Source organism: Nocardia sp. NPDC004604 (assembly GCF_040609795.1).
Classification (GTDB): domain Bacteria; phylum Actinomycetota; class Actinomycetes; order Mycobacteriales; family Mycobacteriaceae; genus Nocardia.
In genome coordinates this window covers 13,363-38,976 of the sequence record NZ_JBEXLC010000023.1, presented here as the reverse complement: position 1 = coordinate 38,976, position 25,614 = coordinate 13,363, and the positions used below count along the sequence as shown (strand labels likewise).

The 25,614-nt window shown below is 65.1% G+C and carries 30 protein-coding genes, 3 tRNA genes and 2 pseudogenes; 19 read left to right on the top strand and 16 right to left on the bottom strand.

Annotated features, from left to right (window positions below):
- Window positions 1-108 precede the first annotated feature (108 nt).
- Window positions 109-282 (bottom strand): hypothetical protein, encoded by a 174-nt coding sequence (locus ABZW16_RS11395; protein WP_169810825.1) that lies wholly within the window; start codon window positions 280-282, stop codon window positions 109-111.
- A gap of 236 nt (window positions 283-518) precedes the next feature.
- Here ABZW16_RS11395 and ABZW16_RS11390 point away from each other — a divergent pair, with 236 nt between their 5' ends.
- Window positions 519-923, top strand: coding sequence for a hypothetical protein (locus tag ABZW16_RS11390; protein ID WP_354954718.1), 405 nt, complete (start codon window positions 519-521; stop codon window positions 921-923).
- A 15-nt stretch (window positions 924-938) separates the two neighbouring features.
- Here the strand turns inward: ABZW16_RS11390 and ABZW16_RS11385 are convergent, their stop codons facing one another.
- Entirely contained in the window at window positions 939-1,163 is a 225-nt protein-coding gene (locus ABZW16_RS11385; RefSeq protein ID WP_354954716.1) for a hypothetical protein, read from the bottom strand.
- 260 nt (window positions 1,164-1,423) lie between these two features.
- On the opposite strand from ABZW16_RS11385, the gene ABZW16_RS11380 reads away from it, so the two are divergent.
- The 3 genes from ABZW16_RS11380 to ABZW16_RS11370 are packed head-to-tail and all read left to right on the top strand — an operon-like array spanning window position 1,424 to window position 2,989.
- A complete protein-coding gene (locus tag ABZW16_RS11380) occupies window positions 1,424-1,615 on the top strand; it encodes a hypothetical protein (RefSeq protein WP_354954714.1) in 192 nt (63 codons plus the stop codon).
- Window positions 1,612-1,863: a dihydrodipicolinate synthase family protein gene (locus ABZW16_RS11375; RefSeq protein WP_354954712.1), complete on the top strand. Its 252-nt coding sequence runs from the start codon at window positions 1,612-1,614 to the stop codon at window positions 1,861-1,863. Before ABZW16_RS11380 ends, ABZW16_RS11375 begins: the two co-directional genes overlap by 4 nt.
- Window positions 1,850-2,989 carry a mandelate racemase/muconate lactonizing enzyme family protein gene (locus ABZW16_RS11370; protein ID WP_354954710.1) on the top strand — a complete coding sequence of 380 codons (1,140 nt, stop codon included), beginning with the start codon at window positions 1,850-1,852 and terminating at the stop codon, window positions 2,987-2,989. Before ABZW16_RS11375 ends, ABZW16_RS11370 begins: the two co-directional genes overlap by 14 nt.
- Window positions 2,990-3,416: 427 nt before the next feature.
- Here ABZW16_RS11370 and ABZW16_RS11365 read toward each other — a convergent pair whose 3' ends face one another.
- Together ABZW16_RS11365 and ABZW16_RS11360 are read right to left on the bottom strand one after the other, a co-directional pair.
- On the bottom strand, window positions 3,417-4,139 hold the full coding sequence (locus tag ABZW16_RS11365; RefSeq protein WP_354954708.1) for an SDR family NAD(P)-dependent oxidoreductase: 723 nt from the start codon (window positions 4,137-4,139) through the stop codon (window positions 3,417-3,419).
- Window positions 4,140-4,205: 66 nt separating this feature from the next.
- Window positions 4,206-4,712, bottom strand: a complete 507-nt coding sequence (locus tag ABZW16_RS11360; RefSeq protein WP_354954706.1) for an SRPBCC domain-containing protein — start codon at window positions 4,710-4,712, stop codon at window positions 4,206-4,208.
- Between the two features lie 22 nt (window positions 4,713-4,734).
- Here ABZW16_RS11360 and ABZW16_RS11355 point away from each other — a divergent pair, with 22 nt between their 5' ends.
- Together ABZW16_RS11355 and ABZW16_RS11350 are read left to right on the top strand one after the other, a co-directional pair.
- Window positions 4,735-5,139 (top strand): metalloregulator ArsR/SmtB family transcription factor, encoded by a 405-nt coding sequence (locus ABZW16_RS11355; protein WP_354954704.1) that lies wholly within the window; start codon window positions 4,735-4,737, stop codon window positions 5,137-5,139.
- Window positions 5,132-5,668 carry an SRPBCC family protein gene (locus ABZW16_RS11350; RefSeq protein WP_354954702.1) on the top strand — a complete coding sequence of 179 codons (537 nt, stop codon included), beginning with the start codon at window positions 5,132-5,134 and terminating at the stop codon, window positions 5,666-5,668. Before ABZW16_RS11355 ends, ABZW16_RS11350 begins: the two co-directional genes overlap by 8 nt.
- A 146-nt stretch (window positions 5,669-5,814) precedes the next feature.
- Here the strand turns inward: ABZW16_RS11350 and ABZW16_RS11345 are convergent.
- The 6 genes and pseudogenes from ABZW16_RS11345 to pgsA all read right to left on the bottom strand — a co-directional run.
- Window positions 5,815-5,910, bottom strand: a pseudogene (locus ABZW16_RS11345) (transposase); the annotation flags it as partial.
- Window positions 5,911-6,196: 286 nt separating this feature from the next.
- Entirely contained in the window at window positions 6,197-7,093 is an 897-nt protein-coding gene (locus ABZW16_RS11340) for a hypothetical protein (protein ID WP_354954700.1), read from the bottom strand.
- 156 nt (window positions 7,094-7,249) lie between these two features.
- A complete protein-coding gene (locus ABZW16_RS11335; protein WP_354954698.1) occupies window positions 7,250-8,086 on the bottom strand; it encodes a PspA/IM30 family protein in 837 nt (278 codons plus the stop codon).
- A 202-nt stretch (window positions 8,087-8,288) separates the two neighbouring features.
- Entirely contained in the window at window positions 8,289-8,729 is a 441-nt protein-coding gene (locus ABZW16_RS11330) for a helix-turn-helix transcriptional regulator (RefSeq protein ID WP_354954697.1), read from the bottom strand.
- A gap of 141 nt (window positions 8,730-8,870) precedes the next feature.
- Window positions 8,871-9,365 carry a CinA family protein gene (locus tag ABZW16_RS11325; protein WP_354954695.1) on the bottom strand — a complete coding sequence of 165 codons (495 nt, stop codon included), beginning with the start codon at window positions 9,363-9,365 and terminating at the stop codon, window positions 8,871-8,873.
- Window positions 9,362-10,018 (bottom strand): CDP-diacylglycerol--glycerol-3-phosphate 3-phosphatidyltransferase, encoded by a 657-nt coding sequence (gene pgsA / locus ABZW16_RS11320; RefSeq protein ID WP_354954693.1) that lies wholly within the window; start codon window positions 10,016-10,018, stop codon window positions 9,362-9,364. Before pgsA ends, ABZW16_RS11325 begins: the two co-directional genes overlap by 4 nt.
- Before the next feature lie 290 nt (window positions 10,019-10,308).
- Between pgsA and ABZW16_RS11315 the strand changes: the two genes are divergently transcribed.
- From ABZW16_RS11315 to ABZW16_RS11305, 3 genes are all read left to right on the top strand, one after another.
- Entirely contained in the window at window positions 10,309-10,875 is a 567-nt protein-coding gene (locus ABZW16_RS11315; protein ID WP_354954691.1) for an amino-acid N-acetyltransferase, read from the top strand.
- Window positions 10,876-10,891: 16 nt separating this feature from the next.
- Entirely contained in the window at window positions 10,892-11,176 is a 285-nt protein-coding gene (locus ABZW16_RS11310) for a YciI family protein (protein ID WP_354954689.1), read from the top strand.
- 116 nt (window positions 11,177-11,292) lie between these two features.
- Window positions 11,293-11,847 (top strand): hypothetical protein, encoded by a 555-nt coding sequence (locus tag ABZW16_RS11305; protein ID WP_354954687.1) that lies wholly within the window; start codon window positions 11,293-11,295, stop codon window positions 11,845-11,847.
- Here the strand turns inward: ABZW16_RS11305 and ABZW16_RS11300 are convergent.
- Window positions 11,844-12,848 (bottom strand): TerC family protein, encoded by a 1,005-nt coding sequence (locus ABZW16_RS11300; protein ID WP_354954685.1) that lies wholly within the window; start codon window positions 12,846-12,848, stop codon window positions 11,844-11,846. The two genes, ABZW16_RS11305 and ABZW16_RS11300, sit on opposite strands and share 4 nt — an antisense overlap.
- A gap of 133 nt (window positions 12,849-12,981) precedes the next feature.
- On the opposite strand from ABZW16_RS11300, the gene ABZW16_RS11295 reads away from it, so the two are divergent.
- From ABZW16_RS11295 to ABZW16_RS11265, 7 genes and pseudogenes are all read left to right on the top strand, one after another.
- Window positions 12,982-13,821 carry a class I SAM-dependent methyltransferase gene (locus ABZW16_RS11295; RefSeq protein ID WP_354954683.1) on the top strand — a complete coding sequence of 280 codons (840 nt, stop codon included), beginning with the start codon at window positions 12,982-12,984 and terminating at the stop codon, window positions 13,819-13,821.
- Window positions 13,822-13,905: 84 nt separating this feature from the next.
- A complete protein-coding gene (locus ABZW16_RS11290) occupies window positions 13,906-14,052 on the top strand; it encodes a hypothetical protein (RefSeq protein ID WP_354954681.1) in 147 nt (48 codons plus the stop codon).
- A 78-nt stretch (window positions 14,053-14,130) separates the two neighbouring features.
- Window positions 14,131-14,206: transfer RNA gene (locus ABZW16_RS11285), tRNA-Trp, on the top strand.
- A 79-nt stretch (window positions 14,207-14,285) separates the two neighbouring features.
- A pseudogene (locus ABZW16_RS11280) lies at window positions 14,286-14,396 on the top strand.
- Window positions 14,397-14,403: 7 nt separating this feature from the next.
- Window positions 14,404-14,477: transfer RNA gene (locus ABZW16_RS11275), tRNA-Leu, on the top strand.
- Between the two features lie 24 nt (window positions 14,478-14,501).
- Window positions 14,502-14,574: transfer RNA gene (locus ABZW16_RS11270), tRNA-Arg, on the top strand.
- A gap of 272 nt (window positions 14,575-14,846) precedes the next feature.
- The gene (locus ABZW16_RS11265; RefSeq protein WP_354954679.1) at window positions 14,847-15,773 is read left to right on the top strand and encodes a LysR family transcriptional regulator; all 927 of its coding nucleotides are present in this window, start codon (window positions 14,847-14,849) and stop codon (window positions 15,771-15,773) included.
- Here the strand turns inward: ABZW16_RS11265 and ABZW16_RS11260 are convergent.
- Together ABZW16_RS11260 and ABZW16_RS11255 are read right to left on the bottom strand one after the other, a co-directional pair.
- The gene (locus ABZW16_RS11260; protein ID WP_354954677.1) at window positions 15,722-16,135 is read right to left on the bottom strand and encodes an SDR family oxidoreductase; all 414 of its coding nucleotides are present in this window, start codon (window positions 16,133-16,135) and stop codon (window positions 15,722-15,724) included. The two genes, ABZW16_RS11265 and ABZW16_RS11260, sit on opposite strands and share 52 nt — an antisense overlap.
- Before the next feature lie 34 nt (window positions 16,136-16,169).
- Window positions 16,170-16,940: an oxidoreductase gene (locus ABZW16_RS11255; protein WP_354954676.1), complete on the bottom strand. Its 771-nt coding sequence runs from the start codon at window positions 16,938-16,940 to the stop codon at window positions 16,170-16,172.
- Window positions 16,941-17,376: 436 nt separating this feature from the next.
- Between ABZW16_RS11255 and ABZW16_RS11250 the strand changes: the two genes are divergently transcribed.
- From ABZW16_RS11250 to ABZW16_RS11240, 3 genes are all read left to right on the top strand, one after another.
- Window positions 17,377-18,333, top strand: a complete 957-nt coding sequence (locus ABZW16_RS11250; RefSeq protein WP_354954674.1) for an NAD-dependent epimerase/dehydratase family protein — start codon at window positions 17,377-17,379, stop codon at window positions 18,331-18,333.
- A 9-nt stretch (window positions 18,334-18,342) separates the two neighbouring features.
- Window positions 18,343-18,927 (top strand): hypothetical protein, encoded by a 585-nt coding sequence (locus ABZW16_RS11245; protein WP_354954672.1) that lies wholly within the window; start codon window positions 18,343-18,345, stop codon window positions 18,925-18,927.
- A gap of 165 nt (window positions 18,928-19,092) precedes the next feature.
- A complete protein-coding gene (locus tag ABZW16_RS11240; RefSeq protein ID WP_354954670.1) occupies window positions 19,093-19,452 on the top strand; it encodes a hypothetical protein in 360 nt (119 codons plus the stop codon).
- 292 nt (window positions 19,453-19,744) lie between these two features.
- Here the strand turns inward: ABZW16_RS11240 and ABZW16_RS11235 are convergent, their stop codons facing one another.
- The 3 genes from ABZW16_RS11235 to ABZW16_RS11225 form a co-directional block, all read right to left on the bottom strand.
- Window positions 19,745-21,439 carry a carbamoyltransferase N-terminal domain-containing protein gene (locus ABZW16_RS11235; RefSeq protein ID WP_354954668.1) on the bottom strand — a complete coding sequence of 565 codons (1,695 nt, stop codon included), beginning with the start codon at window positions 21,437-21,439 and terminating at the stop codon, window positions 19,745-19,747.
- Window positions 21,440-21,511: 72 nt separating this feature from the next.
- On the bottom strand, window positions 21,512-24,088 hold the full coding sequence (locus ABZW16_RS11230) for a DNA translocase FtsK (protein ID WP_354954666.1): 2,577 nt from the start codon (window positions 24,086-24,088) through the stop codon (window positions 21,512-21,514).
- 24 nt (window positions 24,089-24,112) lie between these two features.
- The gene (locus ABZW16_RS11225; protein WP_354954664.1) at window positions 24,113-25,582 is read right to left on the bottom strand and encodes an RNA-guided endonuclease TnpB family protein; all 1,470 of its coding nucleotides are present in this window, start codon (window positions 25,580-25,582) and stop codon (window positions 24,113-24,115) included.
- Between the last annotated feature and the right edge of the window lie 32 nt (window positions 25,583-25,614).

Here is a 25,614-nt window from a genome sequence, read left to right as displayed (position 1 = left end):
AAACGCGGATAGGCCGGGCGCCGCCCGCATCGGACGGCGCCCGGCCTACCTCTCGACACCGCGCCACCCGTAAGTCCCGGCGGGCGTGCGGCTTTGCTCCGGCGGACGCTACAGCTTGCTCACGGTGGAGTTGTCCGAGCCTGAAACCGCCTTGTACAGCAGGTAAAGCCCGAAGACGACCGCGCTGATCACCAGGATCGGAAACAGCCCCTTGATCAACGCACCGATGATGGCGAGCGCGATCCAGACGACCGCTACGACACCGATGATTTTCCACAACATGCCAGCCTCCAGAAGGTCTCGGGCGAACCGCCATCCGACGATCCGACCTCTCCATGCTGACAGCCCGAAAGCGATAAATCACCAGCTCAGCACCGATATCCTGGTGAAGATCAGGGTTAACCCTGAGGGCAGTTCGACAATCTTGTCATTGACAAGATGCGCCAGAATGTGGAACATTTGAGCGCAGTCGCCGCCCAGGCGCGACCAGCCCGTCGCTTCAGTCGAAAGAGCAGCCCATGCCCACCCTTCCGTGGATGACCGTCAATGCCCCCACCGCACCCGAGGCGCAGTGCATGGCCTCCCGCCTCGAGGTCAAGTCCGTTTGGCACGCACCGGCATTCCTGCTGGCTTCACTGACACTGTGGCGTCAGGCCCGTCGCTCCCCCGGCGCGCTCGGTGTCGCTTTGAAGGCGGAAATGTGGAAGGGCACCTTCTGGACCTACTCCGCCTGGACCGATAAAGCGGCGATCTATGCCTACGCGGGCACCGAACCGCATAAGTCGACCGTGCAGCGCAAGCGAAAGGTCATGCGCGAGGCCACCTTCGTCTTCTTCACCGCGCCCGTCGACGAATTGCCGATGTCGTGGGATGAGATCCGGCGCCGCATCGCCGAGCAGCGCGATTCGTCGAAGTCCGAATAACACTGCCGCCGCTGGTCACTCGGCCCGCTTGGCATGGCGGCCGACCGAGATCCGGCGCACGACGGTCAGCACCGTGACCACCATGACCGTCACCAGCTCCAGCAGGTTCCAGGCAATCGGATCCGGGGTGGATTCGACCACCGTGTCCGGTGGCCGGCGTGGCGCGGCGACGATCGGCACTTCCGGCACGATCGCGGGCGCCGGTGCGGCGGCGGTGAATTCCGACGGGACGACCGGCACCGCGGGTATCGATGGTGGCTGTGGGCCGGGTACCGGCGGGCCGAGTTGGAGGGGGAGGCCGGGCTCCGGCGGTTCCGGGGCCGGAAGTGCCGAGCTGTTCGCAGGCGTCCTGGAAGGTGGTGGCACTCAAGGCATATCGAAGCAGTCGCACTCCGATGCCTTTGGAGTATCAGTCGATTTCCAAACAGTGTTGGACCGCATCAGGACCGCGACCTAATCTCCGGATCAGGTCGCAAATATTCATTGTCAGGAGGACATTCGTGTCACAGCTATCCGCCGAGGAATTGAGACCCGCGCTCGGCCGCGGGCTGCTCTCCTTCCCGGTCACCCATTTCGACGACGAACTCGAGTTCGACGAGCGGGCCTACCGGGATCATGTCGGATGGCTGTCCGAATACGATGTCGCGGGCATATTCGCGCGGCGGGTGGCACGGGCGAAGGCTTCGTCTTGACCAGCGCGGAGATCGACCGCGTCGTGCGGGCGGCGGTGGTCGAGACGGCCGGATGGGTTCCGGTGATCGCACCGGCGACCGCGGGCACCAGAATGGCGATCGAACAGGCGCGGGCGGCCGAAGCGGCGGGGGCGGACGGCATCCTGCTGCTGCCGCCGTATCTGGTTGAGGCCGCGCCGGAGGGAATCATCGAGCACGTGACCCGGGTCTGTGCGGCGACCTCCAGGAAGCAGCATGACCACAACTGATTCACCCGTTCTCGACCGGATCGACAGCGTCAGGATTTCCTCGGTCACGTTGCCATTGCCCACCGGGATCAGTGATGCCAAGGTCCTGACCGGCAGGCAGAAACCGATGACCGAAGTCGCGGTGCTGTTCGCGGAGATCACCACCGAGGCAGGCCTGGGAAGCATCGGCATCAGCTACTCCAAACGCGCGGGCGGACCGGGTCAATTCGCCCACGCCCGCGAGGTGGCCCCGGCGCTACTCGGCGAGGACCCCAGCGATATCGCCAAGATCTGGGACAAACTCATGTGGGCCGGAGCCTCGGTCGGCCGCAGCGGACTATCCGTGCAGGCGATCGCCGCCTTCGATATTGCGCTGTGGGATCTGAAGGCCAAGCGGGCCGGACTGCCACTGGCGAAACTGCTCGGCGCACATCGCGATTCGGTGCGTTGCTACAACACCTCCGGCGGCTTCCTGCACGCACCGATCGAAGACGTCCTCGACCGCGCGACCGAATCGCTCGACCGCGGCATCGGCGGTATCAAAATCAAGGTCGGACACCCCGACAATGCGGTCGACCTGGTCCGGGTCACGGCGGTGCGGGAGAAGATCGGTGATCGGGTGCCGCTGATGGTCGATGTCAATCAGCAGTGGGATCGCAGCACCGCACGCCGCATGTGCCGCGCCTTCGATCCGCTGCGCCTGGTATGGATCGAAGAACCGCTCGACGCCTACGATTTCGACGGCCACGCCCAACTCGCGACTACCTTCGACACCTCGATCGCCACCGGCGAAATGCTCACCAGCGTCGCCGAGCATGCCCAACTGATCCGCGCCGGAATCGATATCGTGCAGCCGGACGCGCCCCGCGTCGGCGGCATCACCCGATTCCTCGAGATCATGGCAATGGCCGACCGCGAACATCTGCAACTCGCACCACATTTCGTCATGGAGGTGCACGTCCACCTCGCCGCCGCCTACCCGCGCGAACCCTGGGTGGAGCATTTCGAATGGTTCGATCCACTGTTCAATGAACGCCTCGAGATCGCCGACGGCCGCATGCACCTGTCATCCCGCCCGGGCCTCGGTGTAACCATCAGCGACCAGGCCCGCGCCTGGACAGTCGCGGAACACACCATCCGATCCTGAAAAGGCCGGTGCCACAACAGTTCAGCAGCGATCAGGTAAACGTCGAGAGTGCAGCGGGCCGCTCGCGTTCAGCACAGGCAACGCGAGCGGTGGCTCAGACTTTGAGTCCGTGCTTGGTGACGTAGAAGTTCTGGAACGCGATCAGGGCGCCGAGGACGGTAGCCGCCGAGCGGAAGTACCAGTTCCACGATCAGCTGGCGTACGAGGTGGCGGCGCAGGGCGGCACGTTTCTGCTGTGGCGTGCGCTCGACCGCAATCGTCTGCTGTTGGTTCATGATTAGGCTCCGGTCGTGATCGCAATTGGTTGCGGATATCACCAAAGGCTGCCGCCGACAGCGTTTTTCGGGGCGGGAACGCGTCTTTCCAGGTGTGCCGAGACCGTTCCCGGCCCAGCCGGCGGGGTTACTCCCGCCGGCTGCCGAGGTGGTTACATGCTCTGGGGCAGGGTGGCGAATTGCTGCTCGAGTCCTTTTGTCACGCCCTTGCGCCAGGCATCGGCCAGCTCTGCCGACACCGGGTCGGGGAAGATGTCCTCGTCACCGGCCTCGACCCCGTCGAAGATCGCGTGCGCGACAGACTCTGGAGATGCCATCGGAATCGGAATGTCGAGGTTCGCGTTCATGTCGGTTGCGACGGGCCCGGGCAGGACGCCGTGGACGGTGATGCCTTCTCCGGCCAGGCGCGTCCGCAGAGCTTGGGTCGCAGAGAATGCAGCGGCCTTGGAAATCGCGTAGGACGGACTGAACGGCGGAGGGGCGAGGCTCGCCAATGACAGCGTGTTGACGATTGCTCCGCCAGCGCGGGTCAGCGCAGGCAGCAAGGCCTGAGTCACGGCGAGGAGGCCGAAGAGGTTGACCGCGAGCTGCTGTTCGAGGACGGACTGATCGCTGAGATCATCGTAGGTAGTGACGCCAGCGTTGTTGATCAGGATATCTAGTGATTCGATCGCGCCGACCGCCTGCTGAATCCCCGTCCGGTCGGTCACATCCAGAGTCAGTGGTGTGACACGCTCGTCGGTGTGCGTGAAGAGCTTCCGCGTCCCCACGTAGACGCGTCGCGCATCCCTTTTCAGAGCCTCCTCGACCAGAGCGCGCCCGATACCGCGATTACCTCCGGTGATCAGCACCGCGCTGCCTGCGATTTTCGCCATGTTGACGATCCCTTTCGTGACTTATCCAGAAATGGTGTTGCTTCGCATGGAAACTCGAGAGTCGATTCAGTCGACGATGATTCCGCCGGTGAGGTTCGTGATCTTCTCCTTCGAGAGGGCGAGGGCTTGGGGGTCTTCGTCGGGTTGACCGGTGCCGGTGGCGATCAAGTCGTGGAGGCTCTTGTCAATGTAGAAGGTCCAGCCTTTGCGGCAGGCTTCGAAGCATTCGAATTCGGGGGTGAGCCCGACGTGGGTGAAGTGGAGTTCGGTGGTGTCGGTGGATCGAGTGATCTCGAAGCGGATTTCGGTGTTGTTCCATTCGGTTTGGTCGTCGACGAGAGTGATCTGGGCGTCGAGGACGCGCCAGACGACGTGGTCGTGGGGGACCACCTCGGTGACCTCGATGGTGGATCGGTGCACGCCCGGAACCTCGTAAGTGAAGACGTCTCCGGGCTTTTCGCTGCGTCCGACAAGTGCCTTCGACCACCAACCGGGGACGTCGAGCACGGCGTTGAAGACGGTTTCGGGGGTCTGGTCCACGGCGAACGTCGTCGTGAAGCTCTGCACGGTCATGGGTTTCTCCCTGAAGGGGTAGATGAATCGGCTGCAACATTCAACCGATGGGTTGACAATAAGCTCGAAAGACGGGATAGTCAACCATGTGGTTGAGGATTCTTCGGAACAGCTCGACGTGGTGTTCCATGCGCTGTCGGACTCCACGCGCCGCTCGATGCTGCACACCCTGGCGCGCCGCCAATGCAGCGTCGGCGAGTTGGCGGCGCCGTTCGACATCTCGCTCGCGGCCGCGTCGAAGCACATCAAGGTGCTCGAGCGGGCCGGGCTGGTGCGGCGCACCGTGCACGGGCGCACGCACCTGTGCCGACTCGATCCGCGCCCGCTCCGAGATTGCGCCGAATGGATGGACTTCTACGAACGCTTCTGGAACCAGAGCCTGGACGCTCTGGAAACCGCACTGCTGCAGGAGGATCGAGATGAGTGAATACGGCGAGGTCGTCGAACCGGGCACAGTCCGCATCGAACGGCTGCTGCCCGGACCGATCGAACGAGTCTGGGCATACCTGACCGACATCGACAAGCGCGCGACCTGGCTGGCCGGCGGGCTGCTCGAACAGGCCACCGGCGGCCGGATCCAACACGTGTTCCGGATCCACGAACTCACCGGCGAGGGCGATCCAGCCGAGGTGGCCGACCGCAAGCACGGCGAGGTGCTCGAATGGGATCCCCCGCACCTGCTCCGCCACACCTGGAGCACCGGCGGCGGCCTCGCCGACTCTGAAGTGACCTTCGCGCTCGAGCAGGCCGGCGACAAGGTCTGCCTGACGGTCATCCACCGCAGGTTGCCGACGCGCGGCGAGATGCTCAATATCGCCGCAGGCTGGCACACCCACCTGGACATCCTGCGAGCCAGGCTCGCAGCATGCCCGCCCGACATGTACTGGCCGAAGTTCAATTCCCTTCGCGCAGAATACGAACCGATGCTCCCCACCGGCTGGGCTGGTCGCAGCTGATCTTGGTGACCGCCGACGCCTACCACACGTTGCCCGATCAGATCACCGCCGAATTCGGCGTTACCCGCCCCACCAGCTACCGGCACCTCAATAGGGCGAACCCGTAGCCTCGCCACCCTGATTACCTGCGGCTACGCCATATCCAGTTTGGCCAGCCAGCCGAACGACCGCTCTACCACCCACCGGCGCGGCAGGACCTCGAATCCGGTAGCGGTATCGCTGCGTTCGACAATCTGAACTGTCAGGGCCAGAACGGATTTCCTGGTTTGCAGAGGGGCTCGCGGTAGGACTGGAGTTACCACACCGCTACTGGCCGCGCCGACGGTTCGGCACCGACACGAGGTGCGCACAGGTCTGCTCGCGGCCAGATTGCCGCGACTCCGCCGGACCGCCGGACCGGTCCGCACTGGCCCACCATGGAATGCCGCCCCGAAATCGTCGGCTCCCCGCACAGCTCTCGACAAATATCGATGCCCTCGATGCATCGCCCGAATCACTGCCCACGTTGCACGGCAACGAAATAGCCGACTAACTCCCCTGCTGCGGAAGAGTTGGCGCGTGCTGATCGGCCACCTCGGTGAGCGCCTGCGCCCAGCCGTCCAACCGGTCGGCGGCATCCCGCAGATCCGCCACAATGGCATCGAAATTGTGTCGCAGGACAGCGCTTTCGGGGACCGCAAGAATGCGTCCGGCGGCCGCGACAACCTGTTCGTATTCGGTGGCACCGCTGTCGAGGCGACCGAGCGTGAATTGAATATTCTCGGTAAGACCAACGGCCGCAACGGATTTGGTGCGCCCCATAGCGCCGAGCGCCTGCTCCATCGCGGTGATGTCGGCGGCCAGCGCGTGCAGCGCTGCCGCACCCGATGCCGCGGTTTCGAGCATGTCGGCGAGTTCGTCCTCGGGCAGCCGGTTCGAGCGGGCGATCTGGGTCCCGAGGCCGTGCAGCGCCTTCTCCGCGCGAACCAGGCGGGCGATCGGCCCGCGTGCCGATGACCACGGCGGCGGCTGCTTGCGCGGTACGAAGGTCGCCTGCGGCAGTGGGGCGCTGCGCAACTGAAGATAGCGGCGAGCGCTCAGTGCGGTACCGGTGACCAATGCCACTGCTCCCCCGCCGACCACCACCACGGCCCACACCGGAGCCGAAATCACCATGAGCCCAACGGTTCCCGCCGTCGTGAGACCGCCAACGGTGCCGAGTTGGAAACTGCGTCGACGGGCCCGGCGGCGCTTGCGCAACTCCCGCTCCCGCGGGTCCGCCCAGCGCCGCACCGCGACCAGCGCGTGCTCACCCACCTCACGCAGACTGTCGGGCAGGCTCCCGGGCTGCGGGGCCAGCGCCGACTGCGCACGCACGATGGCCGCACTACGGCGGCGGCCGGTACGACCGCGGTTGAGCTTTTCGCTATGCCCCTGCGAGTTCATCGGTTCCTCCCAGGAGCGCGAACCCGCTCAGCGCGACCGGCGGTGTCCGGACAGGGCAGGGCCCGAGCAAAACCGACGGCCGATCCGCCAGGTACCCGTGCCATATCCTTCACCGAACCAGTCCTCGCCGAGCTGTATCTCTGTGGAAATTGCCCGCTACTGCTGCGCGGTCTGGCCCTTGTTCATCTGCGGCTGCGGCTGCGCCGGATTCACCTGCGCGGCACCCGGATTGATCGCGGGCGCGGGCGCACCACCCGCGGGCAGCGCATCGCCGCGCATCGAGGCGCGGATCTGCTCCAGCTTGCTGTGTCCGGCCATCTGGATGCTGGCCTGCTGCACCTCGAGCATGCGGCCCTGTACCGAATTGCCCGCGAGTTCGGCGGCGCCCAGCGCATTCGCGTAGCGGCGCTCGATCTTCTCGCGCACCGCATCCAGGCTCGGCGTGGTGCCGGGCGCGGACAGCGTCGAATCCATCCGCTGCAGCGATGCCGAGACCTGCTCCTGCATCTTGGCCTGCTCCAGCTGGCTGAGCAGTTTGGTGCGCTCGGCGACCTTCTGCTGCAGCAGCATCGCGTTCTGCTCGACCGCCTTCTTGGCCTGCGCGGCCGCCTGCAGCGACTGGTCGTGCAGCACCTTGAGGTCCTCGACGGACTGCTCGGCGGTGACCAGCTGTGCGGCGAACGCCTCGGCGGCGTTGGTGTACTGGATCGCCTTCTCGGTATCGCCCGCCGCCGCGGCCTGGTCGGCCAGCAGAACGGCTTGGCGCGCATTGGCATTGAGCTTTTCGACATCGTCGAGCTGACGGTTGAGCTTCATCTCCAGCTGACGCTGGTTGCCGATGACCGATGCGGCCTGCTGCGAGAGGGCCTGATGCTGACGCTGAGCTTCCTCGATAGCCTGCTGAATCTGGACCTTCGGATCCGCATGCTCTTCGATCTTCGAATCGAAGAGGGCCATCATGTACTTCCAGGCCTTGACGAACGGATTAGCCATCGATTGATCCCGCCTCCATAAGATGCGCCGCGCTTTACCGCGACTGTAGTGCGCGACCGTCACGCACCCGATATGTGCCTATCCTCCACCATCTGGCACCCGGGCCGGGCGAACCCGGCCCAACCGACGCCTATTACAGAATCTATCCGCTTTCGGCGCCGGTCCGCAGCGCCGGTCACGGACGTCACCTCTTGTCGTCTGATCAGTTGCTCTTCACCAGAACCAGCATGTCCGCCCTGGGGGCCGGAATGACGATCCGGGTGTCCTCGGCGATCTTGGTACGGGCACCGGCCGCCGACATGCTGGCGGTCGCAGGTTCCGGCGCGGCCTCGGCGGCGGGCTCGGCCGCGGCGGTCCGATCCGACTCGGGTGCGTCGGCGGTCTGCGCGGGCGCCTCGACGGGCAGCCCGTCGGCACCGGCCATGATCGTGCTCACATCCCAGAGCACCCGCGACAGCGGCACATCAAGGGCCGCGCAGATGGCGGCGAGCAGTTCACTGGAGGCCTCTTTGCGGCCCCGCTCTACCTCCGACAGATACCCCAGGCTCACGCGCGCCGAGGTGGAGACCTCACGCAGGGTCCGGCTCTGGGCGAGACGAGCACGCCGCAGACTGTCCCCGATTGCCTCTCGCAGCAGCGTCATGTCGTTCTCCTTCAGCTCCCAGTAACCGGGTCCGCGGGCGCCTGCCAGCGCTGCGCACGCCGTCCTTTCTGGCACAACGTCGAACGCGGGTCGGTTGGTTCCCACGGGGGCAAACTCGATGCCGCCAGCATGTCGCCAGCGTCAGCGGTCGTCTCCCACGATACGACGCAACTCCCGAACCGCGCTGTGCGTAGCGCCGATTCTGATCGCCCACCGGTCACCGCGCAGTTTCCACCGCATGACCTCGGTATGCCCCGGACCCGCCAGACCGAGGAAGACTGTGCCGACGGCATGCCCGTCCTGGGAATCGGGTCCGGCGACACCGGTCAGCCCGATCCCCCAGTCCGCGCCGCAGCGCAGACGCGCCCCGACCGCCAACTGTTCGGCGGTACTCGCGGCCACCGGGCCCTCCGTCGCCAGCACTTCGTCGTCGACACCGGCCAGGCTGTGTTTGAGGTCGGTCGCGTAGACGACCAGTCCGCCGCGCAGCACCGCACTGGCCCCCGGCACCCCGGCAATGGTCGCCGCGAGCAGGCCAGCGGTCAGTGATTCCGCGGTTGCCACGGTCTGTCCGGCCGCGCTCAGCGCATGCACCAACTCGACGACCGGAGCTCCAGTTGTCAGCGGATCGGTCATGCGCCGCGGGCCCGGCCCGGACCTCCCGCGAGCCACACCCGCGCCGCCTGCCCCAGATAGTCGAGCCCGGTGCCGACCGTCAGCGCGACGGCCACATACATCAAAGTCATTCCCGCGGTGGCCAGTCCCCCGTGCAGCGGCAACAGCAGCACGGCGATCGCGACCGACTGCACCAGCGTCTTCAATTTGCCGCCGCGACCGGCCGGAATCACCCCGCGCCGCACCACCGCCAAGCGCAAGAGCGTGATCCCGATCTCACGACCACAGATGACCAGGGTGATCCACCACGCCAGATCGCCGAGCATGGACAGTCCGATCACCGCCGAACCGATCAGCGCCTTATCCGCGATCGGATCGGCGAGTTTGCCGAAATCGGTGACGAGTCCGTATTTGCGCGCCAGTTGTCCGTCGAAGCGATCGGTGATCGCGGCGATGCCGAACAGCGCGGCGGCCGCGATCCGCCAGCCGCTCTGATGTCCGCCGCCCGCGAACAACGCGAGCACGAACAGCGGAACCAGCGCGATCCGCAGCATGGTGAGCACGTTCGCGATATTCATCAGCGGAACGACGGGTTCGGCCTGCGTCGGCACGAATCCGGTGCGCACCGCCGGCTCACCCCAGCGTCGATCGATCTCTTCTGGCTGCACGCTCATGCCTCCGCCTCGCTGGCGCTCGACTGCGCCATACGCGTGAACGGCTGTGACACGATTCGCTCGCTACGCTCCCGAATGGCCTCCGCCTCGCTGGCGCTCGACTGCGCCATACGCGTGAACGGCTGTGACACGATTCGCTCGCTACGCTCCCGATTCGCCTCCGCCTCGACCAGAGCTATACCCCCCGTGACGCCGCTGCAACGCATGCCGACGCGATGCGGTGAGCGGAGCGGGTGGATGTGCGGCACACGTTCAGAGTATCGGTAACCGGGCGGACTACTGTGCACCCCATGACCTCTCGGGGACCACTAGGTGGTTCGACTAGCGACGCGTATCCGGGCGCGGCACCTGCCGCGAACAAATCTGCCCCCATCGTGCGCCGCGCCCGAACCTCCGATGTGCCCCAGATCAAGAGCCTGGTCGATGTCTACGCCGGTCGGATCCTGCTGGAAAAGAACCTGGTCACACTGTATGAAGCGGTGCAGGAATTCTGGCTGGCCGAACTCGACGGCCGGGTGGTCGGCTGTGGTGCGCTGCATGTGCTCTGGGCCGATCTCGGCGAGGTCCGCACCGTCGCGGTGCATCCCGACGTCAAGGGACACGGGGTCGGACGGCTGATCGTGGAACGGCTGGTCGCGGTGGCCAGGGAACTGGAGTTGGGGCGGCTGTTCGTGTTGACCTTCGAGGTGGAGTTCTTCAGCAGGCACGGATTCGTCGAGATCGACGGCACGCCGGTGACCGCCGAGGTGTACGCGGAGATGTGCCGGACCTTCGATCCCGGTGTCGCGGAATTCCTCGACCTCAGCTATGTGAAACCGAACACCCTCGGCAATACTCGAATGCTGCTCAACCTCTGATCAGAACGGATCGATCGTGCCCATTTTCGCCGTGCACTACACCTACTCCGATGCCACCATCGAGGCTCGCGACACCTTCCGGCCCGAACACCGGGCCTGGCTGAACGGCCTGGTCGAGGCGGGTTCGCTACTCACAAGCGGCCCTTACGCGGACGGATCCGGCGCGCTGTTGCTGTTCCAGGTCGCGGACGAGGCGGCGATCAAGGAACTGCTGCCGCAGGATCCGTTCGCTCGCGAGAACCTGATCGATGCGGTTCGCGCGGTGCAGTGGCTGCCGGTGATGGGCACCTTCGCTTCCTGACGAAACCGCCTGACCGCCGCGTGTCACGGTTCGACACCCGGCGGTCAGCAAACTTTTGGCGACACACCGATGCGGGTTGTCGGCGAACCCACCTCCGGGGCCGCAGACTCCCCAATATGCGCATATCCGCCGCGATTTTCGCGTCGATGTCGGCTGCGGCCCTTTCGCTGACCGCATGCTCATGGCCCGAGCTGGGTACCGATTCCAGCGAACCGGTAAAACCCGTCGTCGCGGGTCACCCCGTGCCGCACTCCGGCATTGCCGACGAGCGGGACTACCGCGCCGATAACGGCTACTACTTCCGAACCGCCGATCGCACCATCGCCTGCGGCCTACTCGATGAGCCGTTCGGACAGCCGAGACGGTCGGTGGGCTGTCAGGGTGTGACGGGTCCAGCACCGCGGGAGATGCAGGCGTGTTGGAGTAGCGACCCGAGCGCGGCGGTCCTCGCCGTCGGCGATAGCGCCGGCTATCTCTGCGTGAACCGGGGCTTCTTCGACGGACCGCCGATGGCCGGCGGACAAGCCAGCGGCGGACCGGTGCTGCCGGTCGGCTCGAGCCTGAGCGTGTACGGCTTCACCTGCCTGGCCCAGCCCGCCGGGGTCACCTGCCGCAACGAGGCAAACGGACACGGTTTCGAGATCGCGCCCGACCACCACCGCGTGTTCTAGTCGCCGATCCGGCCCGCGGGCGATCGGGGCCCCGCATCACGGGTTTTGAGCAGGCTCGCCACCGTCGCAATGACCAGAATGCCGAGAATGACACCCAGCGAGACCGGTGTCGAAATCTCCGGTACCTTGATGCGCTCACCACCGTTGATGAAAGGCAAGGTGTTCTCGTGCAATGCGTGCAGCACCAGTTTGACGCCGATGAACGCCAGGATCGCCGACAGTCCGTAGGACAGGTAGACCAGCCGATCCAGCAGGCCGCCGATCAGGAAGAACAGCTGTCGTAAGCCCATGAGCGCGAAGGCGTTCGCGGTGAAAACGATATAGGGCTGCTCGGTGAGACCATAGATCGCGGGGATGGAGTCCAGCGCGAACAGCAGATCGGCGAAGCCGATCGCCAATAGCGCCAATAGCAATGGAGTCACCGCGCGTCGCCCGTCGACCCGGGCGACGAGCTTGTCACCGTCGTATACGTCGGTGGTCGGGAGCACCCTTTTGGCCAGCGTCACGATCCGGCTGTCGCGCTTCTCCTCCTGCTCGACCTCGTGTCCGCTCTCCCGCAGTAGCTTGACGGCCGTGTAGACCAGGAACAGTCCGAACAGATAGAACACCCAGCTGAACGCGCTGATCGCGGCCGCGCCGACGGCGATGAACACTCCGCGCATGACCAACGCCAGCACGATGCCGATGAGCAGCACCTTCTGCTGGTAGATCCGCGGCACCGCGAATGTCGACATGATGATGAGGAAGATGAACAAGTTGTCGACCGAGAGCGCCTTCTCGGTGACGAAGCCCGCGTAGTACTCCCCCGCGAAGGTCGAATCCCAGCGCCAGGCGACGAATCCGCCGAATGCGAGGGCGATGCCGATGTAGATCGCCGACCAGGTGCCGGATTCTTTGAAGGTCGGATCGTGTGGCGTTCGAACGTGAGCGAAGAAGTCGAAGACGAACAGGCCGAGGATCACCGCGATCGTCAGCGTCCACTCGAGTGCGGTTACGTGCATGCGGGCTCCGGGGCGGCAAGGTATGTCATGACAGCAATCATGCCCGATTTGTCCGTTCTGCCGAGCTAGCGGGATAGTTGCTGACCATAATTTCACATGCGGGTCGGGCGGCCGCCGTGCCACAGTCGCGGGCATGACCGACGACTACCGCATCCTGAACAAGGCGAAGTGGGACGAGCGCGCCCCCGCGCATGCCGCATCGCCGGACTACGCCGTGGCCCGGTTCCTCGCGGATCCGGAATACCTCAGCGAGGTGGTCCGGTTCGATCTGCCGCTACTCGGCGATATCCGCGGGCTGCGCGGCGTGCACCTGCAATGCCACATCGGCACCGACACCATCTCCCTCGCCCGACTCGGGGCGCGGATGACCGGACTGGACTTCTCCTCCGCATCGCTCGCCCAGGCGCGACTGCTGGCCGAAAAGACCAGCACACCTGCTGAATTCGTCGAGTCGGATGTGTATGACGCGGTATCCGTGCTCGGCACAGCACAATTCGATCTGGTATTCACTGGAATCGGTGCGCTGTGCTGGATTCCGAGTATCGATCGCTGGGCGCGAACCGTCGCAAACCTGCTGCGACCCGGCGGACGGCTGTTTCTGCGCGAGGGCCATCCGATGCTGTCGGCGATGGACGAAACCCATACCGACCGACCGACTGTCGGGTATCCCTACTTCGAAATGCCTGAGCCCATGGTGTTTTCGTCTGGAACAACTTATGTCGAGACCGAGACCGAATTCACGCAGATCATGGCCCACGAATGGAATCACGGACTCGGCGATGTGGTGACCGCACTGCTCGACCACGGCCTGACCATCACCGGACTGGTGGAGCACCGCAGCGTTCCCTGGGAGGCATTGCCCGGACAGATGAGGCGGGATGCGAATGGCGAGTGGCGGCTGACCGAGCATCCGGAGCGGCTGCCACTGACCTACACCGTCCAAGCACGCCGAGAACTCGCCGGTGGGGAATAAATGGGTTCCTCATCGCGTCTTTCGGTGTTAGCGTTATCCAGAACGTAATCGCAGCCCGTAATCGGACCACGAAAGGCAAACGCAATGACCAGCACTCAGGACCAGGGACTACGCTCCCTCGCCGGTGCCCGGCAATTGCGTGCGGGCGCCCGGCTGTCGACGTTGCAGCTGCGCCTGACCTGGCCGCTGCTGTCGCAGCTGCGACAGGCGAACACCCGGAGCCGCCCCTGAGGTCTCGATTCGAGAAGGCCTGAGCAGGGGCCGCTCCCGGCGAAATGATCGCCACGGAGCGGCCCCTTTTCTTGTCCCGCGGATGTAGCTCAATTGGAAGAGCAACGATCTCCAAATTCGTCGGCTGGGGGTTCGAGTCCCTCCATCCGTGCCAGATAACTTCACAGTGAATATACGGCAGTAGAGTTTTCGCAATACGCGATATGAATAACCCTGCTGCAGAACGGTTTCGAGCCCGTGTATCTCAGCGGATCAGAGCTGACCCTTTCGAGCGACCTGCAAGCAGTCGCTACGGATACCTTCGACGGCGCAGGTCGGTGGTTCGATTCCACCCACGGGTACCAAAACCATTCCCTCGTAGCCCAATTGGCAGAGGCACCGGACTTAGGATCCGGTTGATGCGAGTTCGAATCTCGCCGAGGGAACGATCCGGGTCCCTACCCGGACCAGCGCTCGTAGCTCAACGGATGGAGCACCTGTTTACGGAGCAGGCGGATGAAGGTTCGAATCCTTCCGAGCGCGCTGGTGGAGTGTGGTGTAACGACAGCATTGCGGCAAGCAGCCCTGCTGCCCACTGCGGACAACCCACCCGAGTCGACCTCGTCGAGCGTTTGATCTTCCGCCGAGTCGCATTGCCGATTCGAACCGCACCGGTCGCGGTATGTGCGGATGTTCGTTCAGATGGACTGTCAGAGAGGTGCGGAGTAAACGCGCCGTCTCCGGCGTTGTGGCACTTGTTGTTATAGCCATCACAACGGGCTGGGCAGTGGTCCGCCCGGGAGGGGACGGAACCGATGAGCCTTCGTCAGTTCGAGTACGCCCTGGCCGTTGCCGAGGTGGGCTCGGTGACGGCGGCGGCGGAGCTGCTGCACGTCGCTCAACCATCGATGTCCCAGCAGATCCGCAATCTGGAGCGGGAACTCGGCGTGACACTGTTCGCCCGCACACCGACCGGATTGGTGCCCACCGTGGTGGGCCGCGCGTTCCTGCGGGAGGCGGAGGTCGCGGTGAGTGCCTCGCGGCGGGCGCGGGCAACGGCGCGGGCCGGTGCCGATGAGCTGGTGGGCGAGTTGGTGGTCGCGGCGCAGATGGGCTTCGGCACGCGGCAGCTGCCCGGCGTGCTGAGCATGCTGCGCCGCCGCTTCCCGCGGCTGGAGGTCACCGTCTTCGAGGAGCCGAGCTCCGCCGAGCTGGAGCGGCTGTGTCGGCAGGGCGTGCTGGACCTCGCCCTGATGGCGGCCTGCGAGCGTGGCCCCGCCGACGCCCACCATCTCGGCTACGAAGAGTTCGTCGTGCTGCTGGGCACCGGGCACCGTCTGCTCACCGTGGACCGGGTCGAGCTGCGTGAGTTGGCGGGGGAATCGTGGGTGCGGTTCGACCGCGACAGCGCGCTCGACGGCGTGCTGACGGGTGTGCTGCGCGACAACGAGCTGACCTCGACCACGGCCGCCCGCGTGTCCCAGACGGCGACGGCCGTGCGCTGGGCCGCCCACGGGCTGGGAGTGACGCTCGTTCCTGCCTCCGCGGTGCCTCACGGCGCGGAGCACCTCGCACGCCCGGTGGTCCCAGTCGTGTCCCAGCCCGTCGTCGCCGTGGTCCGGCAGGACGCGGGTCCGGCGGAGACGGCCCTGCTCGAACTCCTGCGTGAGCAGAGCTGGCACACGCCCGCTCAGAGCTGGGTGACACCTCCGTCCACGACGAACTCGGTGCCCGCCGCGTAAGTGGCATCGAAAGCGAGAAATGCTGCCGCCCGGGCAATTTCGCCGGGGGTACCGAAACGCCGCATGGGATTGTCCGCGACCCGTTCCGCTTTGAACTGTTCGGCGGCCGCTGCAGTCATCGTGTTTTCCAGAATTCCCGTGTCGACGGGACCGGGGCTGATCGCGTTGACACGAATTCCGCGCGGAAGCAGCTCACGGGAGAGGCTGCGGGCCATCGAGCGCAGCGCCGCCTTGCCCGCCGCATAGACACTGGCTTCCGGCAAGCCGCGAGCCCCACCTTCCACCAGTAGCTGCGCCAGCGCGAACCCCACGCCGCTGCCGCCACCGGTGATCACTACCTTCTTGTCGCTGCATTCACCCATGCCAGGATTCCTCCGCTCTTGTCTCGAAACTCGTTCAGCCCCTGGGGAATTCGCCGCCGTCGACGACGAGACTGCTTCCGGTCAGCCAGCTTGCCCGCTGGGACACGAGGAACAGCACCGCGTGGGCGATGTCGTCGGGCTGGCCATCGCGCCCCAGCGGTGGGGTGGTGTTGTCCTGGCCCGGCCCCGCGTCCAGGCGCGCCCACTGCTCGCGCGTTGCTTCGCCGCCGGGGGTGGCGGTTCTGCCGGGAGACACGGTGTTGACTCGGATTCCGAACGGGGCCAACTCCGCGGCCAATCCCCGGCTGTAGTTCTCCAGCGCCGCCTTCGCCGTGGTGTAGTGCAGGAACGGCGGTGCCACAGTGGGGACCGCGGCCGAGGAGATGTGCACGATCATCCCCGAACGCCGATCCCTCATCCCCGGTGCCAGCAACGAGTCCAGCCGCACCGAAGCCAGAAAGTTCAGGTCCAGTGCGTCCTGCCAGGCCTGGTCCGGGATCGCCAGCGCGCCTTGGTACGGTCCCGCCCCACCCGCGTTGTGGACCAGGATGTCCACCCCACCGAGCCCCTCCTGCGCGGCCGCGGCGAGCGCCTCCGTGCCCGCCCGCGTCCGCACGTCGGCCGCCACGAAGATGGCCCCCTCCGGCACCGCGCCAGTCGCCGACCGGGCGGTCGTGAGTACCTCGGCACCCGCGTCCAGAAGTTGACGCACAACGGCCGCGCCGATTCCGCGAGTACCGCCCGTCACCAGGGCCCGCTTACCCGCGAGTTCTCGCGTTCCCGAACCGTTCTCGATCGTGCTCATGCCAGCGTCCTCTCGATTGCGTGTTTGTCGGCTCGACGGAAAAAGAGATCGATGTGCCCCAGAGCGCGAATCCTCGGAAATCGCAATGAGCACCTCGTCGAGCCATTTCACGGTATGTCCGCAGAAGAACGAGAGGCAAAGACGAAAATTCAGCAGGCGCCATAGGCAATTCCTATGCCACCCCGGCCCTTTCGCTCATGGTCGACGCAGAAAATAAGCCCTTGCCGCGAACGAGCTGCTACACCGAAGAACCAGCGTGGGGTTCGCGGGGCATCCGCTCGGCGTGGTCCGGGAGGCCAAGGCATGCCAAGCGGGTGGCAAAAGGGTGCCAACGTCCCCCAGGCTGATGACGCCGAAGTTCTGGACTGACCATTTGGCCGATCCACGATGAGCTACCAGCGCACCGGCGCTTCCGCGGGCCTGGTTCGATGGTCCCGTGCGGATACTCGTCACCGGAGCGAATGGCTATCTCGGCAGTGCGGTCGCGGCGACCCTGTGCGCCGCCGGACACGACGTCGTCGGGCTGGTGCATCGCGAACGCTCCCGTGTCCCGGAGGGGATTCCGATACACAGCGCCGACCTGCGCGACCACGATGCCCTCGGCGCGGCACTGCGCGAGGTCGATCTGGTCTGCCATCTCGCCGGGCTGACTCGCGTTCGCGAATCATTTGCCGAGCCGCTCGACTACTTCGAAGTAAACGTGGCGGGGACCGTGACGCTGCTGCGGGCCATGGCGGCAGCCGGGGTGCAACGACTCGTATTCGCGTCCACCGCGTCGATCTACGGGACACCGGAGCGGCAGCCCATGTCGGAGGATCTGATGGACGATCCGCCGCACCTGTACGCGGCCAGTAAGCAGGCCGCCGAATCGGTGATCGCCGCACAGGCCGCGACCGGTCGGCTCGACGCAACGGTATTGCGGCTGTTCAACATTGCTGGTGGCCCGGATCCGGATGACACGCGCATCGTCTCGCGGATCCTCGCCGTGGCCGCTGGCGCGGATGCGACGCTGAACGTCAATGGTGATGGCACGGCGGTCCGCGACTACCTGCATCGCGACGACGCCGCACGCGCCTTCGTCGCCGCCGCGACCGGACTCCCCCGGCCTGGCCGGTGCCGTCGCTACAATATCGGCACCGGTGTCGGCACCAGCGTCAACGGCCTCGTCGCCGCGGCCGCGCGGGTGACCGGATGCCACATCCCAGTCGAATACCGTGCCGCGGCACCGGAACCGCAGCGCCTCATCAGCGACAGCCGCCGGGCGCGTGCCGAACTGGACTGGTCGCCGATGTCGTCGGATATCGACACCATCATCAAGGACGCATGGGCAGTTCGGATCGGCGCCGCCACCGGTGGGAAGGACCTGCTCCGACGCTCGCCCGGTTGTGCATAGTTTCGTGAAATGCGAATTGCCTCTTCACTTCTCACCGCAACGCTGGGTGCCTTGGTGAGTGCCTTCGGCGCTACCGCGGTGGCCGCACCGCCCTCGGGTTCGGCATTGCTGCAACCGACATGGGATCTGCCGACCGACACCGCTGCCGCCGTACACGCCGCCGGTCTGCCGCTGCTGGACAAGATGTCGACGACCTACCACTACCATGCCCATCTCGATGTCATCGTTTACGGACAGCCGGTCGTCGTCCCGGCCCTGATCGGCATCGACGACGCCCGCAGGCTGGGCGCCCCGATGCATACCCACGATGCGACCGGGATCGTGCACCTCGAGTCGGACGAGGATATCCCGTTCACGCTCGGGCAGTTCTGCACCGAATGGGGCCAACCGCTGACCGCCGAGCAGGTCGGCCCGATCCACTTGACCCCCTTCGAGACGGTGCACCTCTACGTCAACGGGGTCCGCTTTCCCGGCGATCCGGCCTCGTATCGTTTTGCCCCGTACGACGAAGTGGCGCTGGTCGTGGGCACTCGATCGATGACTCCGGTCGTGCCAACGCATTACGACTTCCCGCCCGACCTCTCGCAACACTAGGCAAAAATATTGCGGCGCAACTAGTTTCATTGGCGAAACTCCCAATCTTGGGGAGGTGTGATCGTTGACACTGCCCGGGTGAATATCGAAACTCAAAGGCCTCCAGCACTTCTGGAGCCTTGTTGGCCGACATGGTGAGTTCTCAATGAATCGAGGAACCAGGCTATGACGACTACCACCGCGTCGGTGTCGACCGAAACTGAAGTCCCCCCTGCGGAATTCGATACCACTCACCTGAAAGAGAATCTGCGCTGGGGCCACCTGTTCTGGCCCGGTTCCACCGCATTGACCGAAGAGCAGATCGATGACCGGGTCACCCGCTACCAGCGGTCGCTGGAGCGCTTCCGCGCCAGCGGTATGCAGGGCAACTACCTGCCCGATGACCTCGAGGTCGATTCGGCCTGGCATGCGCACCAGTGCGACCCCATCGGCTACGCGGAGTTCTGCAAGAGCTACTTCGGCGGCATCCTCGCGCACACCGTGACGCTGTGTGTCTGCAAATTGGTCGATCTCGACAAGAAGTAGGCATCGGACCGGGAGAAGGTAGCCCATGGACGCACTGCTGAACATGATCGCCGCGCTATTCGCGACGCAGGGACATCTGGATATTCCAGTCCCTTCGAGGAACTGCTGACCCACGCGAGGCGCGGCCCGTCGACGATGACGGAAAGGAGGTAGCTCGTGGACGCACTGCTGAACATGATCTCCGCGATGTTCGCATCGCAAGCACAGATCGACATCCCGCAGATCCCTTCGAACCATTGCTGACCCAGGCAACGGCGCGGCCCGGCCGGATACCCCGGCCGGGCCGTGCCCGTCAGGCAGTGACGGACTGATCGGTGAAGAGATACCCCTCGGACCAGATGTAGCGGGTACCACCCCACCGTGCCGCGGAGGCCACGTCCGGAAAGAACCCTCGGCCTTCGAAATTCGCGCTGGTATTGCACAACACCGGCACGCCGCTGATGGCCGCGTACCCGGTCAGGATCCGGGCGGTGGCACGGTTGGCCGATTCATCTATGGTCTGCAGTCGCGCCGTACCGTCGACATGCAGCACCGCCGGAATGCGGTCGGTCCAGTCGGGGCGGGTGCGGTGTTCGAAGAGCATGTACGGATCGCTGCCGCCGGGCTGGAAGACCTCCGCTACACGGGCGGTCAGGCAGACCGGTGCCACCGGCCGGTAGTGCGCACGGTTCTTGATGTCGTTGAGCTGGTCTTTCATCGCCGCATCCGTCGCGGGAGCCAGAATGCTGCGGTTGCCCAGCGCCCGCGGTCCCAGCTCCGCCCGACCCGACAGCACAACCACCGGCTCGCCCACCCGGTGCAGCAAGCGCGCGACTCCCAACTCGTCGCAGGGCTGTCTGCGCCAGTTCTCCGGCACCCCACTGACACCGACCCGCGGACCGGAGTACACATCCCACCGCAATGCCGGACTCCGCCCGTACCGGAACATTTCACAGCATGCGGCGCCGATCGCGGCACCGGAGTCATTGGGAAAGGGCGGAATCCAGATCTCCTCGACAATGCCCTGCGTGCGCAGCAATGAGTTCCATTTGATATTCAAGGCGCAGCCGCCGGTCACCACCAGCTTCGATGGCAACGAAGAGTCCTGACGCAGCAGCGAACTCAGCGCCCGCGCCAACCGATCCCCCAGATATGCCTGGAAGGTGGCGATGAGGTCGGCATCGGACAATCCCGGAAAGAGCTCGTCCCTATTCGCCGATGTCTTCGCACCGACCAAACGGGCCGCATCCTGCGACGGATTCGGTTGCGCCGCAAGGATTTCATCGAACACCGGGTACGCCGACTCTGCCACGGTGCCCAGCCCGGCGTAGGCCATGGCCTTCCCCGGAATGGCCAAGTGCTGCCGCAGGATCTGATCCCGGGACAGACCTTCGGTTTTCGGGATGAACGGCTCGAAGTGTGAACTGAAGTAGGTGAAGATATTGCCGACGATCGGCAGCACGGTGGCCACCGCCCGGACGGTTCGGGCCGCCGCCGCGACATGGTAGACCCGTGCTGCCGTGCCGCCGTCCCAGACCAGCACGAGCGCATCCTCCCCGCGCGCCGCGAACGGGCTGGTGCAGTAGCCACCCAGGATGTGCTGATCGATATGGTGATAGCTGACGTACTCCTCCGCGGCGGAACCGAATCCGTGACCGCGAAAGCGATGGCGCGCGATCGGCAGCGTGCGCCCGGGGCGATCCTGGTACGGCGCGACCGCGAGTTCGATCGGGCGGCCACCGGCCAGCGTCGAGATACTCGACGGTTCCGTCGAATCAGTATCCGGCACCGCACCGTTCGCGAACCAGCCGTCGACCACGAACCGGTCGATATCGGTGGGCGTCAGCCCCTCCGAACGCAGAATTTCGGCGACCCGGTCGAGATCACCCAGCGCGCTGTACCGGAGTCCGTTGCCGAGCTTTTCCATCTCGATGCTGAACACCAACCGGTCGTCCTCGACAACCGCGACACCGCCATCGTGCGACACCTTGATTCCGCAGATCACCATGTCGGGCCACTGTACCCACGCCGCAGTGGCCCACCGACGGTGAGAATAGTTGTCGCCGAAGCATTTTCGGCGCTATGCCTCCGAACTCTCGGGCTCCTCGGCACCGCCGCCGCGGATCGTCCACAGCAGACCCTCTAGCTCGTCGGGCTTGATGAGCACATCGCGCGCCTTGGAACCCTCACTCGGGCCGACGACGCCCCGGGTTTCCATCAGGTCCATCAGGCGGCCCGCCTTGGCGAAGCCGACACGCAGCTTGCGCTGCAGCATCGAGGTCGAGCCGAATTGTGAAGTCACGACCAACTCCACGGCCTGAACGAAGACCTCGAGGTCATCGCCGATATCGGGATCGACGTCCTTCTTCTCGCCCGCCTTAGCGGCGGTGACGCCTTCCTGGTACTCGGGTTCGGCCTGGTTCTTGGTGAAGTCGACGATCGCGTGGATCTCCTCATCGGAGATGAACGCGCCCTGCAGGCGGGTGGGCTTATTCGCGCCCATCGGCAGGAACAGACCGTCGCCCATACCGATCAGCTTCTCGGCGCCCGGCTGGTCCAGGATGACGCGCGAATCCGTCAATGACGAAGTGGCGAAGGCCAATCGGGACGGCACATTGGTCTTGATCAGACCGGTGACCACGTCCACCGAAGGCCGCTGTGTCGCGAGCACCAGGTGAATGCCCGCGGCGCGCGCCTTCTGGGTAATGCGCACGATCGCTTCCTCGACATCGCGCGGCGCGGTCATCATCAGGTCGGCGAGTTCATCGACGATGGCCAGGATGTACGGGTATGGCCGGTACACGCGCTCGCTGCCCAGCGGCGCGGTGATCGCACCCGACTTGACCTTCTTGTTGAAGTCGTCGATGTGGCGCACCTTATTGGCCTGCATATCCTGGTAGCGCTGCTCCATCTCCTCGACCAGCCAGGCCAGCGCGGCGGCGGCCTTCTTGGGCTGGGTGATGATGGGCGTGATGAGGTGCGGAATGCCCTCGTAAGGGGTGAGTTCCACCATCTTCGGGTCGATGAGGATCATCCGGACCTCGTCCGGGGTCGACCGCGCGAGCAGCGATACCAGCATCGAGTTCACAAAACTCGACTTACCGGAACCGGTAGAACCGGCGACCAGCAGATGCGGCATCTTGGCCAGATTCGCCGAGACGAAATCGCCCTCGATATTCTTGCCGAGTCCGATCACCAAGGGGTGGTGGTCATTTCGAGTCGAGGGCGCCTTCAGCACATCGGACAGGCGCACCAGCTCCCGATCGGAATTGGGCACCTCGATGCCGACGGCGGATTTACCCGGAATCGGGGCGAGCAACCGAACATTCTCGGTGGCAACGGCATAGGCGATATTGCGGGCCAGCGCGGTGATCTTCTCGACCTTCACACCCGGGCCGAGCTCCACCTCGTAGCGGGTCACCGTCGGGCCGCGCACGAAGCCGGTGACCGCCGCATCGATCTTGAACTGCACCAGCACCTCGGTGATGGCCTCGATCATCGATTCATTGGCGGCACTGCGCTTCTTGGGTGGCTCACCATCGGTCAGCAGCGTCAGCGGCGGCAGCGTGTAATCGCCCTCGACCTCGCGGTCGGTGACGAACTCCAATTGCTTCGATGGTGGCGGCGTCTGGTCCTCGACCTTGGCCGGGGCACGCTTTTTCGGCTTGGGCTTCTCCGCTGGGACCTCCGCCACCGCAATCGGTTTCGCATCGCGCAGCGGCGGCTCACCGATGACCTCGGTGGCCGCATCCGAGCCGCCGAATTCATCGGGCGGGTAGTTCTCCTCCGGTGTGCGACCGCGTCGCTTGGACTTCGTATTTCGATGCAGCGGAAATCCGTCGGCGTCGTAGTTGGCCGGATCGAACTCGGATTCGCCGTCGAAGTCACCGTATTCGTCGCCGCCGCTGCCGGTGCCGAAATACTCGCGCAGCCGTTGCGGCACCTCGCGCACGGTGGTTCCGGTCACCAGCAGCAACCCGAAGACGATGGCCAGCAATAGAATCGGTACCGACAGCCAGGCGGTGAGTCCATTGGTGAGCGGCCCGCCCACCACGAAACCGACGAAGCCCGCTGCACGGGAACGTCCGTGCGCATCGGTCGGCGCCCCGGCCGCGATATGCCACAGTCCCAGGATCGGCAACCCGATCAGCAGTCCGCCGAGTACGAGCCGCGGCCGGATCTCCGGATGCGCCTCGGTCCGCATCAGGATGATGGCGATGCCCGTGGCGACGAAGGGCAGTCCGGCCGATGCCGATCCCGAGACGGCGCGAATCGCCGCTTCGACCCAATGCCCGATCGGCCCGCCCGCGGACAGCCACACCGCGGCCGCGATCACCGCGCTGAGCGCGATGAGGGCCAATGCGGTGCCGTCGCGACGATGGCCGTGTTCGATCTCGCCCGCCCGGCTCACCGCCCGGGTGGTGGCGCCGAGTCCGCGCGCGAGCATATTCCAGCCGCGGCTGAGCACCGCGAGCGGTGCGGTATCGGACTTGCGGGGGACCGGGCGGCGCGCCGGGGCGGTTCGGGCGCGCGGCGCGGGCGACCGGCGTTGACCAACGGAGCGAGCCTGACCCGAACGAGATGCCGCGGTGGTCCTCCCCCGGGCCGATCCCGCCCGCGCACGAGTGTTCGTGGAGCTGCGGGACTTACCTGCCATAGGCTCAGGCTACAGCGTGGATCCCTACAGACGAGGTAGGGAAGCACCGTCCTTCTCGGACGTCCTCGACTCATGCTGAGTGTCGGTTTCCGCTTCATCCGGGCCGGTTTCACCCACACGGGCGTGTGGGCCAGCGCCTTCCCGTCGGCGGACATTGATCATCGGGGCTCGCGCTTCGGGCTCCCGAGCCTGGGAGAAATCATGGTGACGTTGTTCGCCCCAGGCGGCGAGGTTGACCGCGGCATTGCGGTCGCGGTCGAGTCGATGACCACACCCACAGACAAAGTTCCGGTCGGCCAAGGTCAGCTCGGTGTTGCGAATACCACAGCGCGAGCAGATCTGACTCGACGGAAACCAGCGATCAGCGAGCACCACGGTGCCGCCGCGCCAGTTTTGCTTATACGTGACCATGCGGCCGAACTCGGCCCATCCAGCATCGCTGATCGCACGCGCCAAACGGCGATTGCACAGCATGCCAGCGATATTCAGGTCCTCCAAGACGAGCCGATCGTGGATTTTGACCAAACCTGTAGTGACCTCGTGCAGAAAATGACGACGAATATTGGCAACACAGGCGTGGTGGCGCCCCAGTCGCGCGGCCGCCTTCCGCCTATTGTTGGAACCTCTCAGCTTTCGTGCAACCGACTTGGCAAGGCGACGTTGCTTGCGCATTCCGCCAACCAGTGGTTTGGGAGGATCGCTGACGCGAGCGACTTCGGCACCGTCACTGGTAGCTGCGACAAGGAACGCAGACAAGCCACGATCTACACCTACCCAACCGCTGCTGTCGGCAGTATCTCGCGGTTGGTGTCGGTGGCGTCCATCCAGGTCGGAGGCTTCCACATTCAGCGTGATCCACCACCGACCGCCCTTCTGGCTGATGGTTGCGAACAGGATCTTCGCGGCACCCGAGGACAGCATCCGCCGCAGTCGCCGTGTGTCGTCATGAACCGTTACTGTCCCGATCCGCGGCAACGTCACCGACCTCGGTCGATCGTTGTCACCAACCCGGATCAGGCAGCGACCGTTGTGTGAGCGCTTGTTACGCAACCGGAACGACTGCACGTCGGTGGCTTTTTTCTTGAATCGGGGAAAGCCGACCCGCCGACCATTAAGGGTGCCGCCGCGTGCTTCGGCCCAGGCCGCCAACGCACGCCCACAATCCACCCCGGCTTCTTCGAATACCTGCTGACACACCTGATCACGCCATCGCAACCCGGTCACCGTCACGGTGGCAGTGCCTTTGGTATCGACAGCGAATACCCGCCCGGCCCGCTCGGACTTCTTCCACCTGTTGAAATCGTTGATCAGATCGAATCCTGACCACGGCACCCTTACCGATCGATCGATTCGGCGGGCGGTCAACGCCGTCTTCACCGCGTGCAAACACTGATTGAATGCGAACCGCGCAGCACCTACGTGGCGTGACAGCACCGTTCGCTGCTCGACCGTGGGGTCCAAGCAATAGCGGAATGATGTGTGCCGCACCACCATTGGAGCATGCCACAAGCCTCCGACAACAAACC

Bases quoted from the DNA above. Each gene is read 5' to 3' on its own strand.
- ABZW16_RS11395 (WP_169810825.1), bottom strand. From the start codon at position 282: ATGTTGTGGAAAATCATCGGTGTCGTAGCGGTCGTCTGGATCGCGCTC.
- ABZW16_RS11390 (WP_354954718.1), top strand. From the start codon at position 519: ATGCCCACCCTTCCGTGGATGACCGTCAATGCCCCCACCGCACCCGAG.
- ABZW16_RS11370 (WP_354954710.1), top strand. From the start codon at position 1,850: ATGACCACAACTGATTCACCCGTTCTCGACCGGATCGACAGCGTCAGG.
- ABZW16_RS11365 (WP_354954708.1), bottom strand. From the start codon at position 4,139: ATGGCGAAAATCGCAGGCAGCGCGGTGCTGATCACCGGAGGTAATCGC.
- ABZW16_RS11360 (WP_354954706.1), bottom strand. From the start codon at position 4,712: ATGACCGTGCAGAGCTTCACGACGACGTTCGCCGTGGACCAGACCCCC.
- ABZW16_RS11355 (WP_354954704.1), top strand. From the start codon at position 4,735: ATGAATCGGCTGCAACATTCAACCGATGGGTTGACAATAAGCTCGAAA.
- ABZW16_RS11350 (WP_354954702.1), top strand. From the start codon at position 5,132: ATGAGTGAATACGGCGAGGTCGTCGAACCGGGCACAGTCCGCATCGAA.
- ABZW16_RS11340 (WP_354954700.1), bottom strand. From the start codon at position 7,093: ATGAACTCGCAGGGGCATAGCGAAAAGCTCAACCGCGGTCGTACCGGC.
- ABZW16_RS11335 (WP_354954698.1), bottom strand. From the start codon at position 8,086: ATGGCTAATCCGTTCGTCAAGGCCTGGAAGTACATGATGGCCCTCTTC.
- ABZW16_RS11330 (WP_354954697.1), bottom strand. From the start codon at position 8,729: ATGACGCTGCTGCGAGAGGCAATCGGGGACAGTCTGCGGCGTGCTCGT.
- ABZW16_RS11325 (WP_354954695.1), bottom strand. From the start codon at position 9,365: ATGACCGATCCGCTGACAACTGGAGCTCCGGTCGTCGAGTTGGTGCAT.
- pgsA (WP_354954693.1), bottom strand. From the start codon at position 10,018: ATGAGCGTGCAGCCAGAAGAGATCGATCGACGCTGGGGTGAGCCGGCG.
- ABZW16_RS11315 (WP_354954691.1), top strand. From the start codon at position 10,309: ATGACCTCTCGGGGACCACTAGGTGGTTCGACTAGCGACGCGTATCCG.
- ABZW16_RS11305 (WP_354954687.1), top strand. From the start codon at position 11,293: ATGCGCATATCCGCCGCGATTTTCGCGTCGATGTCGGCTGCGGCCCTT.
- ABZW16_RS11300 (WP_354954685.1), bottom strand. From the start codon at position 12,848: ATGCACGTAACCGCACTCGAGTGGACGCTGACGATCGCGGTGATCCTC.
- ABZW16_RS11295 (WP_354954683.1), top strand. From the start codon at position 12,982: ATGACCGACGACTACCGCATCCTGAACAAGGCGAAGTGGGACGAGCGC.
- ABZW16_RS11290 (WP_354954681.1), top strand. From the start codon at position 13,906: ATGACCAGCACTCAGGACCAGGGACTACGCTCCCTCGCCGGTGCCCGG.
- ABZW16_RS11265 (WP_354954679.1), top strand. From the start codon at position 14,847: ATGAGCCTTCGTCAGTTCGAGTACGCCCTGGCCGTTGCCGAGGTGGGC.
- ABZW16_RS11260 (WP_354954677.1), bottom strand. From the start codon at position 16,135: ATGGGTGAATGCAGCGACAAGAAGGTAGTGATCACCGGTGGCGGCAGC.
- ABZW16_RS11255 (WP_354954676.1), bottom strand. From the start codon at position 16,940: ATGAGCACGATCGAGAACGGTTCGGGAACGCGAGAACTCGCGGGTAAG.
- ABZW16_RS11245 (WP_354954672.1), top strand. From the start codon at position 18,343: ATGCGAATTGCCTCTTCACTTCTCACCGCAACGCTGGGTGCCTTGGTG.
- ABZW16_RS11240 (WP_354954670.1), top strand. From the start codon at position 19,093: ATGACGACTACCACCGCGTCGGTGTCGACCGAAACTGAAGTCCCCCCT.
- ABZW16_RS11235 (WP_354954668.1), bottom strand. From the start codon at position 21,439: ATGGTGATCTGCGGAATCAAGGTGTCGCACGATGGCGGTGTCGCGGTT.
- ABZW16_RS11230 (WP_354954666.1), bottom strand. From the start codon at position 24,088: ATGGCAGGTAAGTCCCGCAGCTCCACGAACACTCGTGCGCGGGCGGGA.
- ABZW16_RS11225 (WP_354954664.1), bottom strand. From the start codon at position 25,582: ATGGTGGTGCGGCACACATCATTCCGCTATTGCTTGGACCCCACGGTC.